The organism is Brenneria corticis (assembly GCF_003115855.1).
Classification (GTDB): domain Bacteria; phylum Pseudomonadota; class Gammaproteobacteria; order Enterobacterales; family Enterobacteriaceae; genus Brenneria; species Brenneria corticis.
Genome location: NZ_KZ819074.1, coordinates 266,723 through 287,090, shown reverse-complemented (window position 1 = coordinate 287,090; position 20,368 = coordinate 266,723). Strand labels below are relative to the sequence as shown.

At 57.1% G+C, this 20,368-nt stretch carries 15 protein-coding genes and 1 pseudogene; 11 read left to right on the top strand and 5 right to left on the bottom strand.

What is annotated here, in order from left to right; translation table 11 throughout:
- Window positions 1-2 precede the first annotated feature (2 nt).
- Window positions 3-677: a DedA family protein gene (locus tag DDT56_RS06435; RefSeq protein ID WP_136165646.1), complete on the bottom strand. Its 675-nt coding sequence runs from the start codon at window positions 675-677 to the stop codon at window positions 3-5.
- A 476-nt stretch (window positions 678-1,153) separates the two neighbouring features.
- A complete protein-coding gene (exuR, locus tag DDT56_RS06430) occupies window positions 1,154-1,930 on the bottom strand; it encodes a transcriptional regulator ExuR (RefSeq protein WP_136165645.1) in 777 nt (258 codons plus the stop codon).
- Window positions 1,931-2,228: 298 nt separating this feature from the next.
- On the opposite strand from exuR, the gene uxaC reads away from it, so the two are divergent.
- The 4 genes from uxaC to DDT56_RS06410 all read left to right on the top strand — a co-directional run bounded on the left by uxaC (window position 2,229) and on the right by DDT56_RS06410 (window position 7,335).
- Complete coding sequence (gene uxaC, locus DDT56_RS06425) at window positions 2,229-3,638, top strand: glucuronate isomerase (RefSeq protein ID WP_136165644.1); 1,410 nt, start codon at window positions 2,229-2,231, stop codon at window positions 3,636-3,638.
- Between the two features lie 105 nt (window positions 3,639-3,743).
- Window positions 3,744-5,195, top strand: a complete 1,452-nt coding sequence (locus DDT56_RS06420) for a tagaturonate reductase (protein WP_136165643.1) — start codon at window positions 3,744-3,746, stop codon at window positions 5,193-5,195.
- 18 nt (window positions 5,196-5,213) lie between these two features.
- Window positions 5,214-6,704: a UxaA family hydrolase gene (locus DDT56_RS06415; RefSeq protein ID WP_136165642.1), complete on the top strand. Its 1,491-nt coding sequence runs from the start codon at window positions 5,214-5,216 to the stop codon at window positions 6,702-6,704.
- A gap of 88 nt (window positions 6,705-6,792) precedes the next feature.
- Window positions 6,793-7,335: a YgjV family protein gene (locus tag DDT56_RS06410; protein ID WP_136165641.1), complete on the top strand. Its 543-nt coding sequence runs from the start codon at window positions 6,793-6,795 to the stop codon at window positions 7,333-7,335.
- A 209-nt stretch (window positions 7,336-7,544) separates the two neighbouring features.
- Here the strand turns inward: DDT56_RS06410 and sstT are convergent, their stop codons facing one another.
- Window positions 7,545-8,792, bottom strand: coding sequence for a serine/threonine transporter SstT (sstT, locus tag DDT56_RS06405; RefSeq protein WP_136165640.1), 1,248 nt, complete (start codon window positions 8,790-8,792; stop codon window positions 7,545-7,547).
- 320 nt (window positions 8,793-9,112) lie between these two features.
- A complete protein-coding gene (locus tag DDT56_RS06400; RefSeq protein WP_136165639.1) occupies window positions 9,113-10,066 on the bottom strand; it encodes a TerC family protein in 954 nt (317 codons plus the stop codon).
- 465 nt (window positions 10,067-10,531) lie between these two features.
- On the opposite strand from DDT56_RS06400, the gene rlmG reads away from it, so the two are divergent.
- Window positions 10,532-11,671 carry a 23S rRNA (guanine(1835)-N(2))-methyltransferase RlmG gene (gene rlmG, locus DDT56_RS06395; protein ID WP_136165638.1) on the top strand — a complete coding sequence of 380 codons (1,140 nt, stop codon included), beginning with the start codon at window positions 10,532-10,534 and terminating at the stop codon, window positions 11,669-11,671.
- Between the two features lie 7 nt (window positions 11,672-11,678).
- On the opposite strand, the gene DDT56_RS06390 is transcribed toward rlmG, so the two are convergent.
- Window positions 11,679-13,682 (bottom strand): NADPH-dependent 2,4-dienoyl-CoA reductase, encoded by a 2,004-nt coding sequence (locus tag DDT56_RS06390; protein ID WP_136165637.1) that lies wholly within the window; start codon window positions 13,680-13,682, stop codon window positions 11,679-11,681.
- A gap of 235 nt (window positions 13,683-13,917) precedes the next feature.
- Between DDT56_RS06390 and DDT56_RS06385 the strand changes: the two genes are divergently transcribed.
- From DDT56_RS06385 to DDT56_RS06355, 6 genes and pseudogenes are all read left to right on the top strand, one after another.
- Window positions 13,918-14,214, top strand: a complete 297-nt coding sequence (locus DDT56_RS06385) for a hypothetical protein (protein ID WP_136165636.1) — start codon at window positions 13,918-13,920, stop codon at window positions 14,212-14,214.
- 238 nt (window positions 14,215-14,452) lie between these two features.
- Window positions 14,453-14,938, top strand: coding sequence for an ATP-independent periplasmic protein-refolding chaperone Spy (gene spy / locus DDT56_RS06380; RefSeq protein WP_136165635.1), 486 nt, complete (start codon window positions 14,453-14,455; stop codon window positions 14,936-14,938).
- A gap of 942 nt (window positions 14,939-15,880) precedes the next feature.
- Window positions 15,881-16,165: a hypothetical protein gene (locus DDT56_RS06370; RefSeq protein ID WP_136165634.1), complete on the top strand. Its 285-nt coding sequence runs from the start codon at window positions 15,881-15,883 to the stop codon at window positions 16,163-16,165.
- Window positions 16,166-16,215: 50 nt separating this feature from the next.
- Window positions 16,216-18,141, top strand: coding sequence for a beta-glucoside-specific PTS transporter subunit IIABC (locus tag DDT56_RS06365; RefSeq protein WP_136165633.1), 1,926 nt, complete (start codon window positions 16,216-16,218; stop codon window positions 18,139-18,141).
- Between the two features lie 285 nt (window positions 18,142-18,426).
- Window positions 18,427-18,776: pseudogene (locus DDT56_RS25170) on the top strand (carbohydrate porin); the annotation flags it as partial.
- Between the two features lie 101 nt (window positions 18,777-18,877).
- Window positions 18,878-20,341, top strand: a complete 1,464-nt coding sequence (locus DDT56_RS06355) for a DUF1593 domain-containing protein (protein ID WP_136165632.1) — start codon at window positions 18,878-18,880, stop codon at window positions 20,339-20,341.
- The last annotated feature ends 27 nt before the right edge of the window (window positions 20,342-20,368 follow it).

Here is a 20,368-nt window from a genome sequence, read left to right as displayed (position 1 = left end):
CGTTAATTTCCTTTTTCTGCGTTAGCGGTACGCTTTTTACGCCAAAGTACGAATAGTGATCCAAACAGGCCGATAAACAGCAGCGCCAGCGGCAACATCATCAGGAAAAACATCAGTTCGTCTTCATATTTCAGAAATATGCGGGTTTTCCCCAACGCGAAACCGAGCGAAACCAGAATCAGTACCCACAATAGCCCGCTCATCCAGTTAAAGAACTGAAAACGGGCGTTGTTTAAGCCTGACAGGCCGGCGATCGTTGGTAATAGTGTACGAACAAATGCCAGAAAGCGCCCGATTAATAGCGCGGAAAGTCCGTGTCGATGGAAAAGCTGATGCGCGCGCTGGTGATAGTGGGCGGGTAAATGCGACAGCCAGCTTTGTACTATTCGCGTATTGCCCAGCCATTTCCCCTGAATATAACTGACCCAGCATCCCAGACTGGCCGCCGTTGTCAGCAGGACGATGGTAAAGGGGAAATTCATCGTGCCTTTGGCCACCAGCACGCCGACCAGAATAAGTAAGCTGTCGCCGGGCAGGAAAGCGGCGGGCAGCAGGCCGTTTTCCAGAAAAAGGATTAAGAACAGCAATAGGTAGATGGTCCACACCAGTTTGGGATCGGCTAAAACATCAAAATCCTGGTGCCAGAGTGCATTTAACAGTTCTTTAATAATATCCATCCGGTATTCCTAATACAGCTGCATTTCATTTAACCCATGGCGATATAAGCGCTTCCGGTCATGATAAAGGTGAATACGGTTCATCAGGCGGCCCAATCCAGCGACGTTTCCTGGAAGATAATATCCGTTTGCGGCCATACCGATGATAATGCCGGCGTCCGGGGCTGATTATTGTTCTCCGATCGCGTTTCTGCCTACCTGACAGATAGTAGCCCAAAACCGTTTGGCCAGGAATTGTCTGCCACTGACGCGTTTTACGCCCAAAGCTGCGAATTATGTGTAAAAAAACGCTCTAACTGTAACAAAACAGGCGGTATTGAGACAGAAAAATATCATAGCAACCGGGTTGATTTAAGGCATGTTATGACGCGAATAGTGGTGTTTCCGCCATATTTTACACTCGCTGACAGAAATCGACGCTTTTTGACTCTTTACCCCGGTTCAGGGAACGGGGGCGACGCCGTGATAAAGCGTCATCAGGGCTTGGCGATATTTATCTGGTCCAGGTGGACGACCGGGTTATCCGCAAACATATAGCGGTCCACATTGAATTCAAAATCGTCGGTGGTGGCGCGGAACAGCATTTGTTTGGTGTTCTCCAGATGCTGCCACATGGCGAGCTTGGCCGCATAAGGGTCTTTACGCATCAGCGCCTTCAGGATCTTATCGTGATCGTCGCACCAGCTTTCAATCGACTTGTCGTCAATATGTTCCTGCAGTTTACGCCAGTATGGGTTGTGAATGCGCTGGCTCCACATTTTTTCGACGATGGTCGCCATCGCCGAGTTTTGGGTGGCCAGCGCCACCTGCACATGGAATTGCAAATCCCAGTGTGAATCGCGGAAGCGGTCTTCCTGGCGGGCATGTTCCTGAATTTCCATCAATTGCACGATATCCTGCCGGGTAACCTGGGTAGCGGCGAATTCGGCGATATTGCTTTCAATCAGCTGACGGGCCTGCAGGAGTTCAAACGGTCCGACGGTGGCGAATTCGACGTCGTCGTTATGGATTACCAGGTTTTTCCGCTGGTTGGAAATTACATGAATACCGGAGCCTTTACGGACTTCAACGTATCCTTCCACTTCCAGCATAATGATCGCTTCGCGCACCACGGTGCGGCTGACATTCATTTCTTCGGCGATATAGCGTTCCGCCGGCAGCTTTTCGCCAACCGGATAAACGCCGCCTTCGATACGCTGCTTCAATTCCGCGGCAAGCTGCCGGTAGAGACGCCGGGTTTCTGTGAGTTCCATGATGCCTGCTCTTAGATAGATAACGGTCCATGTGCGATGTCAGGGCCTGGAGTCCTGTCTCGCTAATCTTTGGGAGTGATCTGTTATACCACCTAATGGCCGCCGCCACCAAGGTTTGGGTCACAGTTATATGCCGTAGCCGCCGCCGGCTGGCCTGAATAGCGCTGATGTTATTCCGTTTGTGGGTTTTTTGCGATCCTGGCCTCACTAATGGTATGAGATATCGAACATAATTGGTGTGACATCTTTAAGCCATCAACCCATTTTTCGCACCGGTCGCACGGTAAGGACGAAAAATATGTCTCAGTTTCTCAGTGAAGATTTTCTGTTGGATAGCCCGTTTGCCCGCCGGTTATATTACGATTATGCCGTCAGTCAGCCCATCTTTGATTACCATTGCCATTTACCGCCGCAGCAGATAGCGGAAAATTACCGCTTTAAGAATCTGTATGACATCTGGTTGAAGGGCGATCACTATAAGTGGCGGGCAATGCGCGCCAACGGCGTTGCCGAGCGTTTTTGCACCGGGGACGCCAGCGATTGGGAAAAGTTTGCGGCCTGGGCGGCGACCGTTCCCCATACTATCGGCAACCCGCTGTATCACTGGACGCATCTGGAGCTGCGCCGTCCGTTCGGCATTACCGGCACGCTGTTGTCCCCCTCAACCGCCAAAGATATCTGGCAGCGCGGCAACGCCCTGTTGGAGCGTGACGACTTTACGGCGCGCGGCATTATGCGGCAAATGAACGTGAAAATGGCGGGCACCACCGACGATCCGCTGGATGACCTGCGCCACCATAAAGCCATCGCCCAGGACGGCAGCTTTGCCGTTAAAGTGCTGCCCAGCTGGCGCCCGGACAAAGCGTTTACTATCGAAGCGGAAGGCTTTGCTGATTATATGCTGCGCCTGGAGGCGGTATCCGATACGGCAATTACCCGTTTCGGCGATTTGTGCGCCGCGCTGAAAAAGCGCATGGACCACTTTGCCGCGCACGGTTGCAAGGTATCCGACCATGCGCTGGACGTGGTGGTGTACGGCGAAGCGGATGAGGCGACGCTGGATGCGATCCTCTCCCGCCGCCTGAGCGGCGCGCAGCCGACGCCGGAAGAGGCGGCCCAGTTCAAAACCGCCGTGCTGCTGTTTCTGGGCGGCGAATACCACCGTCGCGAATGGGTGCAGCAGTATCATATCGGCGCGTTGCGCAACAATAATAGCCGCCAGCTGCGGCTTCTCGGGCCGGATACCGGCTTTGACTCCATCAACGATCGGCCCCTGGCTCAGCCGCTTTCCCGCCTGCTGGACGCTCAGGCGAAGGACGATAACCTGCCGAAAACCATCCTCTACTGCCTGAATCCGCGTGATAACGAAGTGATCGCCACCATGGCGGGCAACTTCCAGGGCGAGGGCACGCCGGGCAAGATGCAGTTTGGTTCGGGCTGGTGGTTTAACGATCAGAAAGACGGCATGCAGCGTCAGCTGACCCAACTGGCGCAGTTGGGGCTGTTGAGCCGCTTCGTCGGGATGCTGACGGACAGCCGCAGTTTCCTGTCTTATACCCGCCATGAGTATTTCCGGCGCATTCTGTGCCAGATGGTCGGGCGCTGGGTGGAGGAGGGCGAAGCGCCCGCCGACCTGCCGCTGTTGGGCGAAATGGTGAAAAACATCTGTTTCGCCAACGCTGAAAAGTATTTCGCCATTGAACTGTAAACCGTGATTGGGCGGCGTGTCGCCCAGCGGTGTGATTTCAGGTAAGGATGACGGCGGCGGTATCGCCTCCGCCGCATCCCGCCGCTCTCCCGAGGTAACCTGTTAATGCAAACGTTAAACCGTCACCATTTCCCCGGTCGCCGGCACCCGGACCGGGTCATTCAATTTGGCGAAGGCAATTTCCTGCGCGCCTTTATCGACTGGCAGCTGGACTTGCTGAACGAACATACCGATCTGGATGCGGGGATCGTGGTGGTGCGCCCGCGAGATGCCGACTCCCCGTCCGCGCTGAACAGACAGGATGGTTTATACACCACGCTCGTTCGCGGCCTGAATGAACAGGGCGAGACGGTGCGCGAATCGCGGCTGATCCGCTCCGTCAACCGTGAAATCAATACCTATCGTCAGTTTGATGAATATCTGGCGCTGGCGCACGATCCGAACATACGCCTGATTTTCTCCAATACCACCGAGGCCGGGATCTGTTATCGCGCCGACGATCGCCTGACCGATACGCCGCCCGTGAGTTTTCCGGCCAAGCTAACTCGTCTGCTGTATGAACGTTTTCGCCATTTCGACGGCGCCGCGGACAAGGGCTGGATACTGCTGCCCTGCGAACTGATCGACGATAACGGCGAGGCGCTGAAAGCGCTGGTATTGCGCTACGCCGAACAGTGGGCGCTGCCGTCCGCGTTTGCCGCCTGGTTGAACGAACACAATACGTTCTGCTCCACGCTGGTGGATCGGATCGTCACCGGCTATCCGCATGGCGAAGCTGACGAGTTGCAGCAGGAACTGGGCTATCAGGACAGCCTGCTGGACGCCGCCGAATACTTCTATCTGTTGGTGATTCAGGGGCCGCCGTGGCTGGCGGAGGAGCTGCGTCTGAATAAGCTGGATCTCAATATTCGCCTCGTCGAGGATCTTAAGCCCTATAAGGAGCGCAAGGTCGCCATCCTCAATGGCGCGCATACCGCGCTGGCGCCGGTCGCCTGGCTGGCGGGGCTGGACACCGTTGGGGAGGCGATGAACGATGCCCGCATCGGCCGGTTTGTGGAAAAAACCATCGCGCAAGAGATCGTACCGGCGCTCGATTCGCCCCGCGATGAGCTGGCGTCGTTTGCCCAGGCCGTATTAAGCCGTTTCCGTAATCCCTTCATCCAGCATCAACTGCTGTCTATCTCCCTGAACGGCATGACTAAATTCCGTACCCGCATTTTGCCGCAGCTGCTGGCATACCGCGAGCGCCGCGGCGAACTGCCGCCGCGTCTGACGTTCGCCCTGGCGGCGCTGCTGGCGTTTTACCGGGGCGAGCGTGAAGGGGAAAGCTATCCGTTGCAGGATGATGCCCGCTGGCTGGCCTGTTATGCCACCTTATGGACCGGCGTTAAACAGCGCACCGTCAGCCTGGCCGATCTGGTCAATACCGTACTCGGCGATACCGAACACTGGCAACAGGATTTAACCCGGGTGCCGGGGCTGGCGGCGCAGGTTACGCAGCAGTTGCAAACCATCGTGGAGCGCGGCATGCGAGCGGCGGTGGAAGCGTATTGCTAACAGCAAAAAGGTGTAGCTATGCAAAGCGTGATAAAAATTCATCCTGTGGACAATGTGGCGGTGGCCCTGCGCGATCTGGCGCCGGGAGAGACGGTGTCCGCCGGCAACCGCACGGCGACGCTGCGGCAAAGCGTGGCGCGCGGCCATAAGTTCGCGCTGCAAGCCATCGCCGCCGGCGAGATGATTATCAAATACGGTCTGCCGATCGGTCATGCCCTGACGGCCATTGCGCCGGGCGAACATATTCATACCCAGAATGCGAAAACCAACCTGAACGATGTGGATGACTATCAATATCAGCCGGAATTTACCGATCTGACGCCGCAAATGGGCGATCGGCCGGTGCGGATTTATCGCCGCGGCAACGGGGATGTCGGCATTCGCAACGAACTGTGGATACTGCCGACGGTGGGGTGCGTCAACGGCATCGCCCGGCAGATCCAGCAGCGTTTTCTGAAGGAAACGCAGGATGCGCGGGACATCGACGGCGTGCATCTGTTCAGCCACCCGTTCGGCTGTTCGCAACTGGGACAGGACCATGAGAACACCCGCACCGTGCTGCAAAACATGGTGCGTCATCCGAATGCCGGCGCGGCGCTGGTCGTCGGGCTGGGGTGCGAGAATAATCAGGTGGATGATTTTCGCGCCACGCTGGGTGACTATGACGCCGGGCGGGTCAGCTTTATGATTTGCCAGCAGCAGGATGATGAGGTGGAGGCCGGAGTGGCGCGTTTGCATGAGCTTTATCAGGCGATGCGCTACGACAGGCGTGAACCGGGCAAGCTCAGCGAACTCAAATTCGGTCTGGAGTGCGGCGGCTCCGACGGGCTGTCGGGGATTACCGCCAACCCGCTGCTGGGGCGTTTTTCGGACTATCTGATCGCCAATGGCGGCACCACCGTGCTGACGGAAGTGCCGGAAATGTTTGGCGCCGAGCGCATTCTGATGAGCCGTTGCCGCGATCGGGCCACCTTTGAAAAAACGGTACAAATGGTCAATGACTTCAAACGGTATTTTATCGCCCACCAGCAGCCGATTTATGAAAACCCCTCGCCGGGTAATAAGGCGGGCGGCATTACCACGCTGGAGGAGAAATCCCTTGGCTGCACGCAAAAAGCCGGCCAGAGCAAGGTGGTGGATGTGCTGAAGTATGGTGAGCGCTTACATACGCCGGGGCTGAATCTGCTCAGCGCGCCGGGCAATGACGCGGTGGCAACCAGCGCGCTGGCGGCGGCGGGTTGTCATATGGTGCTGTTCAGTACCGGGCGCGGAACGCCTTACGGCGGTTTCGTCCCGACGGTGAAGCTGGCGACCAACAGCGAACTGGCGCAAAAGAAACCGCACTGGATCGATTTTGACGCCGGCCGTTTGATTCACGGCATGCCGATGGATGAACTGCTGGCGCGGTTTGTCGATCTGATCGTCGAGATTGCCGATGGCAAAGCGGCTAAAAATGAAGTTAATGACTTCCGTGAGTTGGCTATATTTAAAAGTGGCGTAACATTGTAAATCTGCTGCGCTCAAATTAATATAAAACGGCGTTTCATTTATATGGCGCCGTTTTGCTTTTCCACGGTCGTTTTTAAGGCAGGGATCAATGGCGTATTACTGGTTTGCCCAGTCGGTGGGGGTATTGGCTTTTCTGGTCGGTATTACTCTGTTTTTTAATCGCGACGAGCGCAAATTTAAGCTACAGCTCTCGGTTTACACTTTGGTTATCGGCTGTCACTTTTTTATGATGGGCGCGAATGCGGCGGGGATCAGCGCGATGCTGAATTCCGCCCGTACGCTGATATCGATCAAAACGCACAATATCGCCGTGATGTTCGTGTTTATCGCGCTGACGCTGGCGCTCGGCCTGCCCGGTATTCGGCATGTGGTGGAACTGCTGCCGATAGTGGGAACGATCGCCAGCACCTGGGCGCTGTTTCGGACGTCCGGTTTAACCACGCGCTGTGTAATGTGGTGCTCTACCGCCTGCTGGGTAACGCACAATATCTGGTTGGGGTCGATTGGCGGCTCGCTGATTGAAGGCAGTTTCCTGCTGATGAATGGTTTTAACATCATCCGTTTCCGGCGGATGCAGAAACGCGGTATCGATCCGTTCAAGGTGGAGAAGAAAAAGGCGGGTAAGGCGTAACGCCATGCGGTCGATAAATAATGTCGTCGATCCCGTCATCCCCGAATACCACCTCCGGTCATCCCCGGAGCCCATTTTCGTCATCCCCGCGGTCCTAGGCGGGGATCTTTCCGCTAGCGGCTCGGAGTACAAGACCCCCGCTTTCGCGGGGATGACAAGAGAACAGGGGGATGACTAGGGAGCTAGGGGCGACAGGTGATAACGCCGGGTTACAGCGTATTCAGCCGCTCCTGTTTCGCCAGCTTGTCGTCTTCCGCCTGGCAAACCGCGGCGATAAAAATCACGTCCGTCGAGGAGTTGACCGCGGTTTCCGCGGAGTCCTGCAATACGCCGATGATAAAGCCGACGGCCACCACCTGCATGGCGATATCGTTTGAGATGCCGAACATGCTGCACGCCAGCGGGATCAGCAGCAGCGAACCGCCGGCGACGCCGGACGCGCCGCAGGCGCAGAGCGACGCCACCACGCTGAGCAGCAGCGCGGTGGGCAGATCGACATGGATGCCCAGCGTGTGGGCCGCCGCCATGGTCAGCACGGTGATGGTAATGGCCGCGCCCGCCATATTGATGGTGGCGCCCAGCGGAATGGCGACGGAATAGGTGTCTTCATCCAGCTTCAGCTTACGGCACAGCTCCATATTCACCGGGATATTGGCGGCGGAGCTGCGGGTGAAAAAGGCGGTTACGCCGCTTTCACGCAGGCAGCGCAATACCAGCGGATAAGGATTGCGGCGCGTCTTCCAGTAGACGATCAGGGGATTGATGCCCAGCGCCACCAGCAGCATCCCGCCGATCAGCACCATCAGCAGGTGGGCATAGCCCCACAGTGCGCCAAAACCGGTTTCGGCCAGCGTGGCGGCGACCAGACCGAAAATCCCCAGGGGCGCAAAGCGGATCACCACGCGCACAATAAAGGTGACCGCATCGGACGCATCGGTAATCAGGGTTTTGGTGCTCGCAGCGGAATGGCGGAGCGCTATCCCCAATCCGACGGCCCACGCCAGAATACCGATATAGTTGGCGTTCAGCAGCGCATGGATCGGGTTGGCGATGACGCTCATCAACAGCCCCTTCAGCACTTCCACAATACCCGAGGGCGGCGTAATGTCTGCCGCCTGGGCGCTGAGCGCCAGCGTGGAAGGGAAGAGGGTGCTCAGCACCACGGCGATCAGCGCCGCCGAGAAGGTGCCGATCAGATAAAGCACCAGCACCGGACGAATGTTGGTTTTCTGCCCCTGCTGATGATTGGCGATGGAGGCCATGACCAGCATCAACACCAACACCGGCGCCACGGCCTTGAGGGCGCCGACGAACAATGTGCCCAGCAAACCGGCGGCGATCGCGGCTTTGGTCGACACCGACGCCAGAATAATCCCGGCGACCAGCCCCAGTAGTATCTGTTGCACCAGACTACCGCGAGTAATGTACTGCAAAAAACGTGACTGTTGATTTTCCATAGTATTGACGGCGCGGCCGTTTCCGTTGAGTGATTGTGTTTTACAGATGTGAAACCTCTGGCGAGCAAGACGCCGGATTTCTTTCTATTCCGTAACGAGATGTGTTTGCGCGTGTCAGTATATGAGAAAATCCTACCAGGAGAAGAGGCGATGGCGCTTTTTCTGCGATGAGTCGGATTTTTTATGGCGGGCGTCCTGCCCGCCACCCTAGCGGGCCGTCGCAAACGACGTTGAAAAACGCTCCCGGCGTTTTTTAATCGGCGGGGGAGAATTGCCGCACGGCAGAAACGCCGTGCGGCAAGAGCGGAAAAGCGGAGCGGTTACCGCCCCGCGCGGCGGTTGACCCAAATATTGACCAGCAGGGTGACGGCCAGAATCCCGGCAACCACGCCCAGCGAAATGGCGATGGGAATATGGAACAGGTCGATCAGCAGCATCTTGATGCCGATGAAAATCAGGATCACGGCCAGCCCGTATTTCAGCAGGGAGAAACGCTCCGCCACGCCCGCCAGCAGGAAGTACATGGCGCGCAGCCCCAAAATGGCGAACAGGTTGGACGTCAGGACGATAAAGGGATCGGTCGTCACGGCGAAGATGGCCGGGATGCTGTCGACGGCGAAAATGACGTCGCTGATTTCCACCAGTATCAGCACCAGAAACAGCGGCGTGGCATAGAGTATGCCGCTGCGACGAACAAAGAATTTGTCGTTTTCAATATTGTCGGTCATGCGCAGATGTCCGCGCAGCCAGCGCACCAGCGGCTTGTCGCCGATGGCGCCGTCATCCTCTGTCGTCAGCGCCATTTTGATGCCGGTAAACAGCAGAAACGCGCCGAATACGTACAGCAGCCATTGGAACTGGGTCACCAGCCAGCTGCCGCCAAACACCATCAGCGTGCGCAGAACGATGGCGCCCAGCACGCCGTAAATCAGTACCCGGCGCTGATATTGCGGCGGCACCGAGAAATAGCTGAACAGCATCAGCCAGACGAACACGTTATCGACGGCGAGAGCTTTTTCGATCAGATAACCGGTCAGAAAGGCCAGCGCCTGCGTATTGGCGACTTCACGCCCCAGGGAGCCGTCCAGATACCACCAGAAACCCGCATTGAACAGCAGGGAGAGCGACACCCAGACAATCGACCATGCGGCGGCTTGTTTGAAGGTCATCACCGTCGAACCCTTGCGTCCCTGATAGAGCAGGTCGACGGCCAGCATGATGATAACAATGGCAGCAAAGCTGCCCCATAGCCACGGCGTGCCAATGGTATGCATAGCAATTTCCTTTGAAAAAAAACAAAAACGGCCAACGTCGGAAGACGCTGGCCGCTAATCATTATAGCTGCAAATGCACCTCGCCTCCCGGCAAGGTCTCACTTACAACGTTAATGCGATAATCTGCTTAAGGTTGCCCGGTAACCGGATGCGTTTTCCCCAGCCTGTTGAATCTGGCGGGTATGGCACCGTAATGACGATTGACCGGCGGAAAAGTTACTCCCCTTTGCTGTCACAGAAGATAGGTGAAAAGTTGATCCCGGTCAAATAAATATCGTCATGATAGCGGAGACGGCGTTTCGCCCGGTGCGGGAAAGCGTTCGGATTATCATGGTGAAATAACAACACAAGATTACTGTTAAGGTATGGATAACGAGGCCGATAGCCTATCTGTCTGAGAAAAGCATTTACTGGCGCGTGATTTTAAGGGATAAACAGCGCAAATTTTGTGATTCAGGAGGGAGAATGAGCCAACTCGAACTGGAAACGCGTAATCTGACGCTGGTGCGTTATCCTCCGGTAGCCGACAATACGGCGCTGCAGGCGTGGGAGGCGGCGGACGAGTTTCTGCTGCGGGAGCTTTCCTCCGCGGAAACGGCGCCCGGTCCCCGCCTGATTTTTAATGACGCCTTCGGGGCGCTGGCCTGCGGGTTGCAGGCTCAGTCGCCGATCAGCATCAGCGATTCGTATATGAGCCAACTGGCGACGCGCCATAATCTGGCGCTGAACGGTTTTGCCGCGGAGTCGGTGGAGCTGCTGGACAGCCTGGCGGATCTGCCCGCGGCGCCCGCATTGGCGGTGATAAAAATTCCGAAAACCATGGCGCTGCTGGAATATCAGCTGCGTATGCTGCGCAAGGTGGCGACGCCGCAAACCCGCGTTATCGCCGGCGCCAAAGCCCGCGACATCCATACGTCGACGCTCCAGCTGTTCGAGTGCATTCTGGGGCCGACGAAAACCTCGCTGGCCTGGAAAAAAGCGCGGCTGATCCACTGTGAGGTAGCGGATTTAAAGGTGAGTGAGCAGCCACTAACCACCGCGTGGGATCTGGAAGAGTTCGGGTATCGCATTCACAACCACGCCAATGTTTTTTCGCGCGGCGGGCTGGATATCGGCGCCCGTTTCTTTATGCAGCATTTGCCTCGGCAACTGGACGGTAAAATCGTCGATTTAGGCTGCGGCAACGGCGTTATCGGGCTGGCGGCGCTATCCGCCAACCCGGACGCTTTCGTCAGCTTCTTTGATGAATCCTATATGGCGATAGCCTCCAGCCGGATGAACGTCGCGATTAATTGCCCGCAGGATCAGGACCGCTGTGGTTTTGCCGTTAATCACGGCCTGTCCGGCGTGGCGCGCGACAGCCTGCAGGCGGTATTGTGTAATCCTCCGTTCCATCAGCAGCAGGCCGTTACCGATAATATCGCCTGGCAAATGTTCCTCGATTCCCGCCGCTGTCTTCAGGTCGGCGGCGAGTTGCGTATCGTCGGCAACCGCCATCTGGATTACTTCCACAAGCTGAAACGGCTGTTTGGCAACGCAGAGCTGATTGCCGGCAACGCCAAGTTTGTGGTGCTGCGGGCGGTGAAAAGCGCGGCGGCAAGGTAAACCCGGATCAAATGCTTAATGCCAGCCGGGTGGCTTGTTCTATCGCCCGGCGCGCATCCAGCTCCTGGGCGACGTCGGCGCCGCCAATCAGATGCACGCGGCGCCCGGCGGCTTGCAGCGGCGGGTAAAGCTCGCGGCACGGCTCCTGACCGGCGCAGATGATAACGTTATCCACCGGCAGGCAGCGCGCTTGCCCCTGATGCACAATATGCAATCCATCGTCGTCAATGCGTTGATAACGCACGCTCTCCAGCATGGTCACCCCGTGGCGCAGTAAACTGGCTCGATGGATCCAGCCGGTTGTTTTACCCAGATTGGCGCCGGGTTTTCCCGCCTTACGCTGCAATAAGGTTATCTCCCGGCGGCGGGGAAGCGTATGCGCGTGGTCGCCCAGCAGGCCGCCTCTGCGGCGCAGCCGGCGGTCGATGCCCCATTCGGCATAAAAATCGGCGTGGGGCGGCTGGCTGAGATAGTGGGCGGTATCGAAACCGATGCCGCCGGCGCCGATGATGGCCACCCGCCGCCCGACCGGTTTTTTATCACGCAGCACGTCCAGATAGCTTAACGTCATGGGGTGATCGATCCCCTCAATCTCCGGTATGCGCGGCACGATGCCGCTGGCCAGGATCACCTCGTCGAAATCAGCCAGGTCGTCCACGCCGGCGCGTACGCCCAGCCTTAGCGTCACCTTATTCAACGCCAGTTGGCGGCGGTAATAACGCAGAGTCTGGTTAAATTCGCCTTTGCCGGGGATTTGCCGCGCCAGATCGAACTGCCCGCCGATGTGCGCGGCGGATTCAAACAGCGTGACCCGGTGGCCGCGCCCGGCGGCATTCACCGCAAACGCCATACCGGCCGGGCCGGCGCCCACCACGGCGAGCCGTTTCGCCGCCGGCGCCGGCGTGAGCGGCAGCACGGTTTCGTGACAGGCGCGCGGGTTTACCAGACAAGAGGTCAGCTCGCCGATAAAGATCCGATCCAGACAGGCCTGATTACAGCCAATGCAGGTATTGATTTCGTCGGCGCGGCCTGCCGCGGCCTTGTTCACCAGCTCCGCATCGGCCAGAAAGGGGCGCGCCATCGAAATCATATCGGCGCAGCCGGCGGCGAGCAGCTGCTCCGCCACGGCGGGATCGTTGATGCGATTGGCGGCAATTAACGGAATGCCGACTTTTCCCATCAGCCGCTGGGTCACCCAGCCAAAGGCGCCGCGCGGCACCAGGGTGGCGACGGTGGGGATGCGGGCTTCATGCCAGCCGATGCCGGTATTGATCAGGTTGGCGCCGGCGCCTTCTACGGCCTGCGCCAACTGCTCGATCTCCTGCCAGCTTGAGCCGTCGGCGACCAGATCGAGCATCGACAAACGATAGATGATGATAAACGCGGGTCCGGTTATCCGACGCACCGCCCGGACGATCTCCAGCGCAAAACGGCTGCGGCGTTGAAAATCGCCGCCCCATTCGTCATCCCGCCGGTTAGTGCGGGCGACCAGAAACTGGTTAATCAGGTAGCCTTCCGAGCCCATAATTTCCACGCCGTCGTAGCCCGCCCGCTGGGCCAGCGCGGCGCAACGGGCAAAATCAGCGATGGTCCGCTCAATCTCTTGCCGGCTCATGGCCAGCGGGGCAAACTGACTGATGGGCGCCTGTAGCGCGGAAGGCGCCAGCGGCAGTGGCTGGTAGCTGTAGCGACCGGCGTGGAGAATTTGCAGGGCGATCTTTCCTCCCGCCGCATGAACCGCCTGCGTCAGCGCCCGGTGGTGGGCAAGCTGCGACGCATCGTGCAGCGACGCCCCGTCTTTTACCACCGCGCCTTTGGGGTTGGGCGCGATACCGCCGGTGACAATCAGGCCCACGCCGCCCAGCGCCCGTTCGCGGTAGAAGGCCGACAGCCTTTGGGTACCGTCGGGATGTTCTTCCAGACCGGTATGCATCGAGCCCATAACGACCCGGTTCTTTAGCGTGGTGAATCCCAGATCGAGCGGCGAAAACAGAGTAGGGTAGGCGGCCATTGCAATCTCCGGCATACAGGCGCAGCGGATAAAAGGGTACAACTGGTCTGATGAGTTCTTGCCATAAAGCTAGCTGTATTTGGCTTAATTGTGAAATTTATGTTTATTTATTGTGATTAATATCATTGTCATCGCCAGGGGAAAACGCAGCGCCGCATGAATAAGCGGCCGGATTGTTTGTTGTCGGGCCGGTGTGCCATTATAATTCGCTGGATTAGCAGGCGAAGGAATCTCTATGTGGGTTGAAGAGTTGCAGACACGGCTGGACGGAGCGTTTCAGGAACTGGAGCAAAGCGTTCGGCAACAACAGCAGATCTGGCGGCGAGATTATCAGCAGCTGGAGCAGCAACTGGCGCAGTCCAGACAGCGCGAGGCGCAGCTTGGCGAGCAGATTGAGCAGCTTGTCGCCAAGCTGAACGCCATGGATAGCTCGCCGGCGCGCAATCCGCTGCTGCAGAAAGTCAAAGTCATCAGCGCGCATATCGATGCGCTGGCGAAAGACGCGGCGGATTTTGTCCGCTCGCTGCCCTGATCGCCCAGTGGATTGGATGCGCGACAGGCGAAGCCGTGCGCTATCTTGCGCAAGCTTTAACGCAATGCTACCGATTCCTTACACATTTCTCCCGTCTTCTCCACATTTGCCGGAAATATGAAGTTATTCCTTGCAGATATTTACCGTTGCTCTAATTAACTGAAGCAGCCGGACCTATACTTCCCTTCGACACAACGACAACGGTCGTTAATGCGTTAACCTGAGAGAAGGATAAATTATGCGTAAATTCACAGCACTGCTGGTGGCTTCATCCTTGGCACTGGGAATGACGGGTATTGCTCATGCGGATGACGCGCCCAAAGGTCATGGTCATCCGGAAGCAAGAATACTGAAAGACGGGAAAGGTCCCCGCGGTCCGCACCATGAGGCGCTGTTCAAAGAGCTGAACCTGACCGAGGCCCAGAAACAGCAGGTGAAAGAGATTTTGCGGGCCTCTCATGACAATGCGCGCAAATCCATATTGGAGGAACGCCGTGAAATCCACAGTCTGATCGCCTCCGATACCTTTGACGCGGCAAAGGCGCAGGCGCAGTTGGATAAGGCCGACGCCGCGCGCAAGGCGCAGCAGCTGAGCAGACTGGAAACCCAGAATAAGATTTATAATATTCTGACGCCTGAGCAGAAGAAGCAGTACAACGACAATTTTGAAAAGCGCCTGACTCAACCGCCGAAACCGGACGCTAAACCCTTGCCGGCTGAGTAAGCAACCGCATAACCCTTAAGACCGCCGGATTTATCCATCTCTGCTGATTATCGTCGCGGTGGGTAGGTCCGGCGGTTTTTCTTGACGTCGTGTCAGCGGCGGCCCCTAGGGGTTGGGGAACCCCCGGAAATTGAAACATGTAACGCCGGAGAATATTTCGTGCGCGATAAAGCCGCCATTTTTCTGCTGCGTCTTAGCACGCGCCCGACGCAGGGTGGTCAAACGCCACCACCCTCCGGACCCGGGCTTGTGGCTGAAATCACGCCGCTAACGCGGTTCCTTCGGCGGCCGTCCCCTTTTCCGAACCGCCAGTGACGCGTTCCCGACGCGGCACTGGCTTGAGCCGCATCCTTGCGGCTCATTCGCGGGGTCGTCCACCTCAGCGTAATTTCTTACGCCATGGGGTGAACAGTTTAAACACTGAGTTTGTATTTAATATCAGCATGTTAAATATAAAATACAAACAAAGTATTTTTGTGGGGATTCCTCAGGCTCCCGGCGTTTTTTTATTGCGGCAATCATGGCCGCTACCTTTTGGGCTGAGGAACCCCCAGAAAATAATTAAGCATTATTTAATAAATCGATTTAGATAGCATGGTGTTGTCTTTTTTAAGGTTTTTCTTCGCGTAAAAAATTGCGCTGAGGTGGGCGTGACCGCCGGGTGAGCCGCATGGACGCGGCGAAAGCCAGTGCCGCGCCGGGAGCGCGTCAATGGCGGCCCGACCAGCGGTCACGAACGCCGAAGGCATCGCGTAGCGACGCGATTTCCGCGAAAAGCCCGGGGGCACGGGGGGCTGGCGCTTGAGCCCTCCGTGTCGGGCGCGTGCTGCGACGGTCGCAGAAATCGACTGAGGTTAGTGCGCACGAAACCCTCACTGCACTTACAGACATTCCTTTCCCAGATTTCTGGGGATTCCTTAGCCCGTAAAGGGGCGGCTAGGGATGGCACGCCACAAAAAACTTCCGGGAGAAGTTTTTGACGTCGCCTTTGGCGACGGCCCGCAGGGGGGCGGCCAGGGATGGCACGCCACAAAAAAATATAGTGACAGTTTTCACAAAATAAAACATGGCGGTAGCTTTTTCCGCGCCGACTTGTTAGAAAGAGGGCCAAGGACGTCACCAGAATTTTCGGGGCGAGACCTGGATAAAACAGTGTGCCACACACTGTTTTATCCAGGTTTTTTTTTGCTTTTTTTCCAACTGGCCAGCGGGCACCAAGCAAGATGATGTGGGTTGTATAGGCAATTGCAGCCATTTACGAAACGGGAAGTGTCATTATGAATAGCGAAGTGCTAGCAGAAAGTATTCTGAGGTCGGTCGGCGGAGAAGAGAATGTCTCGACGTTGGTGCATTGCGCCACGCGCCTGCGCTTTAAGATTGTCGATAACGCGAAAGTGGATTTGGCGACGTTGGAAGCGCTGGACGGCGTAATTACCGTGGTCAACGGATCGGGGCAGCTACAGGTGGTGATTGGCAATCGGGTGCCGGAGGTGTATCGCGCTTTCGGTCCGATTTCCGGATTGCTGGAGGACGGCGCGAATAAACGCCCGGCGGCGGAGTCCGCCAATAACGTCTCGCTGATGGGACGGCTGATCGATCTGGTGGCGGGGATCTTTACCCCGTTGCTCGGCGCGATGGCGGCGGCCGGGGTAATGAAAGGCGTGCTGGCGATTGCCATCGCGCTGGGGTGGCTGAACAACAAGGAAAGCACCTATATCATTTTGCATGCGGCTTCCGACAGCTTGTTCTACTTTCTGCCCATGCTGTTGGCCATCACCGCCGCGCGTAAATTCGAAACCAATATTTTCGTCGCGGTATCGGTCGCCGGGGCGCTGGTTTACCCCTCGATTGTGGGGTTGTTCGAGGCCGGTCAGCCGGTGGCGTTCTTCGGCTTACCCGTGGTGATGATGAAATACACCTCCTCGGTGATCCCGATTATTTTCAGCGTGTGGATGATGTCGTATATCGAACGTTTCCTGAATCGGCATATTCATGAGAGCGTGCGTAATATTCTGACGCCATTTTTCCTGCTGGCGCTGATGGTGCCGTTGACGCTGATGACCATCGGACCTATCGGCATCTCGGCCAGTGAGTTAATCGCTTCGCTGTTCGTCAGTATTTATAGCTTTAACCCGATTATCGCCGGCGCGCTGATTGCCGCCGCCTGGCAGATCCTGGTGATTTTTGGCGTGCACTGGGGATTCGTCACCGTCTTTATCAATGATATTTCCGTTATGGGGCAGAGCTACCTCAAAGCGGCGTCCAGTCCGTCGGTCTTTGCCCAATCCGGGGCGTTGCTGGGCGTAATGTTGCGCACCAAGGATAAAAAGCTCAAGGCGCTGGCGGGCAGTACCTTTATCGCCTCGCTGTTTGGCATCACCGAGCCTGGGGTGTACGGCGTGACGCTGAAGCTGAAAAAACCCTTTGTCTGCGCGGTGATTGCGGCGGCCATGGGCGGCGCGGTAGCGGGCTATGCCAAAAGTTCGGCGATCTCCATGGGGATGCCCGGACTACTGACGCTGCCTATTTTCTACGGCGAGGGCTTTCTGGGCTTTCTCATCGGCTGCGCCATCGCCTTCGTCGCCAGCCTGGTGTTAACCCTGATTGTCGGATTCGACGAACCGACCGCGCAGCCTGCCGCGCAGACGCCGGCGCCGTCTTCCGCTTCCTCTTTATCTGCCGCTTCATCGGCCTCGCCGGCCGACGGCGGGGCGCGGGCCGCCGTTGTCGGTCTGGAGGACGTACCCGCCTCCGCCGAACAAATCGGTTCCCCGATGGAAGGCGAATTGGTCGCGCTGACCGAGGTCAATGACAAAGTATTCTCTTCCGGCGTCGTCGGGGCGGGCATCGCCATCCGGCCGCAGGAAGGGCGCGTCTATTCGCCCGTTGACGGGCAAATCGCCAGTACGTTCGACAGCGGCCACGCGATTGGCATCCGTTCAGCGGGCGGCGCTGAAATTCTGATCCATGTGGGTATCAATACCGTGCAGCTGGAAGGCAGGCATTACCATATGCGGGTTGCGGAAGGCGATAGCGTGAAGAAAGGCCAACTGCTGCTGGAGTTTGACCTCGCCGAGATAGCGCAAGCGGGTTATGACACCATCACGCCGGTGGTCGTCACCAACGCGGAGGATTATCGCCTGCTCGGCCTCAGTCGCGCGGGTCACCACAAGGCCGGCGTCACCATCATCGCGTTGACATAAAGCAGAGAAAGGGTAGGGATCAATTATCCACTGATGAAATTATGTTTTTGACCATCCATATCAATCGGCTCAACGCTAATTCAAAAATAAGTGGGGAAATTTTTTAATTTAGATAACCGCAAAGATGAAGTAATTGCTGCTTTTTGCCGCATCAGGGATATATCGCCGCGGCGTACGCTCAGGTGATAGTTGTCGATATTAATGAGGAATAAATGATGAAGAAAAAACGTCTGGCTTTCAGAAGGAAGGCGCTCGTTTTAATGTTGTTATCCTGTTATGGGATGAGCTTCAACCACCAATGGCGGCCCTAAATCCCGGGCGGTGGGATCGCTAGGGCGATTCGGTAATGAATATGACGGATGGTACAACCTGCCATTTAAAATGCGGGCCTGGCAGGAAGGGAATAATCGATCTGGGCGAACGTGCAGTTTGAAGGCGATCTGGGATTATCTCAGAGTAGTGAGTCGGTTGAAAAAGGGATGGCCGGCGGCGGCATGGGGAAACTCAGCAAGCTGTATATTGAAACGACCGGGTTCCTGCCGTTTGCGCCGGAAGCGAAATTCTGGATCGGTAAACATACTTTGCCGCAATATGAAATCCAGATGCTGGACTGGAAAAGCAACCGCACTCAGAGCGCTGGATAATGAAATAGACAACCATAGTTTTAACGATAACAAAGACTATCAAATCAGCTTTGGCGTTCAGGCCGAAGTGGTTTTCTGATAAGGGGAAAAATATGTTTTTATCAGCGAAAGGAATTAAAGCCCTCTCATTGGGCGTATGTCTGGCGACGATTGGCTGTCCCGCGTTTGCTGTTGCCGCCGCCTCCGGGGTAACGGAGGGAAGCGCCTCGGCTGCGGTGAACGCGGAAAAAACCCGCATCCTGATTCTGAGCGATATCGGCAATGAGCCGGATGACTCCCAGTCTCTGGTCAGGTTTTTGTTGTACAGCAATCAATTTGACGTCGAGGGCATTGTGGCGACCACCTCAACCTGGCTGCGCGACAAGGTCAATACGCCGATGATCCACGAACGTATCGACGCCTACGAACGGGTGCTGCCCAATCTGCAAAAGCATGCGCCAGGATATCCCCCCGCCCAGGCGTTACGTCAGGTGGTGCGCAGCGGCCGGGCGGAATTCGGCATGACCGGCGTCGGCGATAACAAATCGACGCAAGCATCGGAGCTGATTATTCAGGCCGTCGATAAGCAGGACGATCGTCCTTTATGGATCACGGTATGGGGCGGGGCGGTCGATCTGGCGCAGGCGCTGCACGATGTGCAGGCGCGCCGGACGCCGCAGGAGGTCGCGGCTTTTATCAGTAAAATCCGCGTTTACGCCATCTCCGATCAGGATAATACCGGCGTGTGGATTCGCGGCAATTTCCCGCGGCTGCGTTATATCACCAGTATTCACGCCTGGAATGAGTATTTTCTGTCAACCTGGATCGGCATGTCTTCGTCGCGGGCGATCGGCGGCGATATGAGCAAGGTGAATAACGAGTGGCTGGCGGAGAACATCCGGCGTAAAGGGCTGCTGGGGGCGGTATATCCGGCGGTGGAATATTCGATGGAAGGGGATTCTCCCTCATTCCTCTATTTGTTGCGCACCGGACTTAGCGATCCCGAACATGCGGAATACGGCGGTTGGGGCGGCCGCTATGCCGCTATCGCGCCGGATGACGACGGCGGGTTGCGCGCCAGCACTTCGGATGAAGTCGTCGGGGCGGACGGGGAAAAATACCGTACGGCGCCGGCGACGATCTGGCGGTGGCGCGATGCTTTCCAGAACGACTTCGCCGCCCGGATGGACTGGACGCTGACCGGCGATGTGAAAAAGGCCAACCATAATCCCAACCTGGTGCTCAACGGCAAACCGGGAACGCAGATTGTGTCCTGGCAGGTGAAGTCTGGCGAGTCGGTGACATTATCGGCGCAGGGTTCCGGCGACGTTGACGGCGATCGGGTGGCGTATCGCTGGTGGCAATATAAAGAGCCGACGGCCACGGCGCTGGGCGTTCATTTCGGGCCGGGGCTTGAGCTATCGCATAGCGAGGGGGAACAAACCCGTTTCACCGCGCCGGACGTCAAGGCCGCGACGCCGTTCCATATTATTCTGGAAGGTAAGGATAATGGCTCTCCGGCATTAACCTCTTATCGGCGGGCGATTGTGACGGTGCTGCCGGCGGCGCCGCGGTAAATGCCGGGAAGCGCAAGGGGGAGTGTA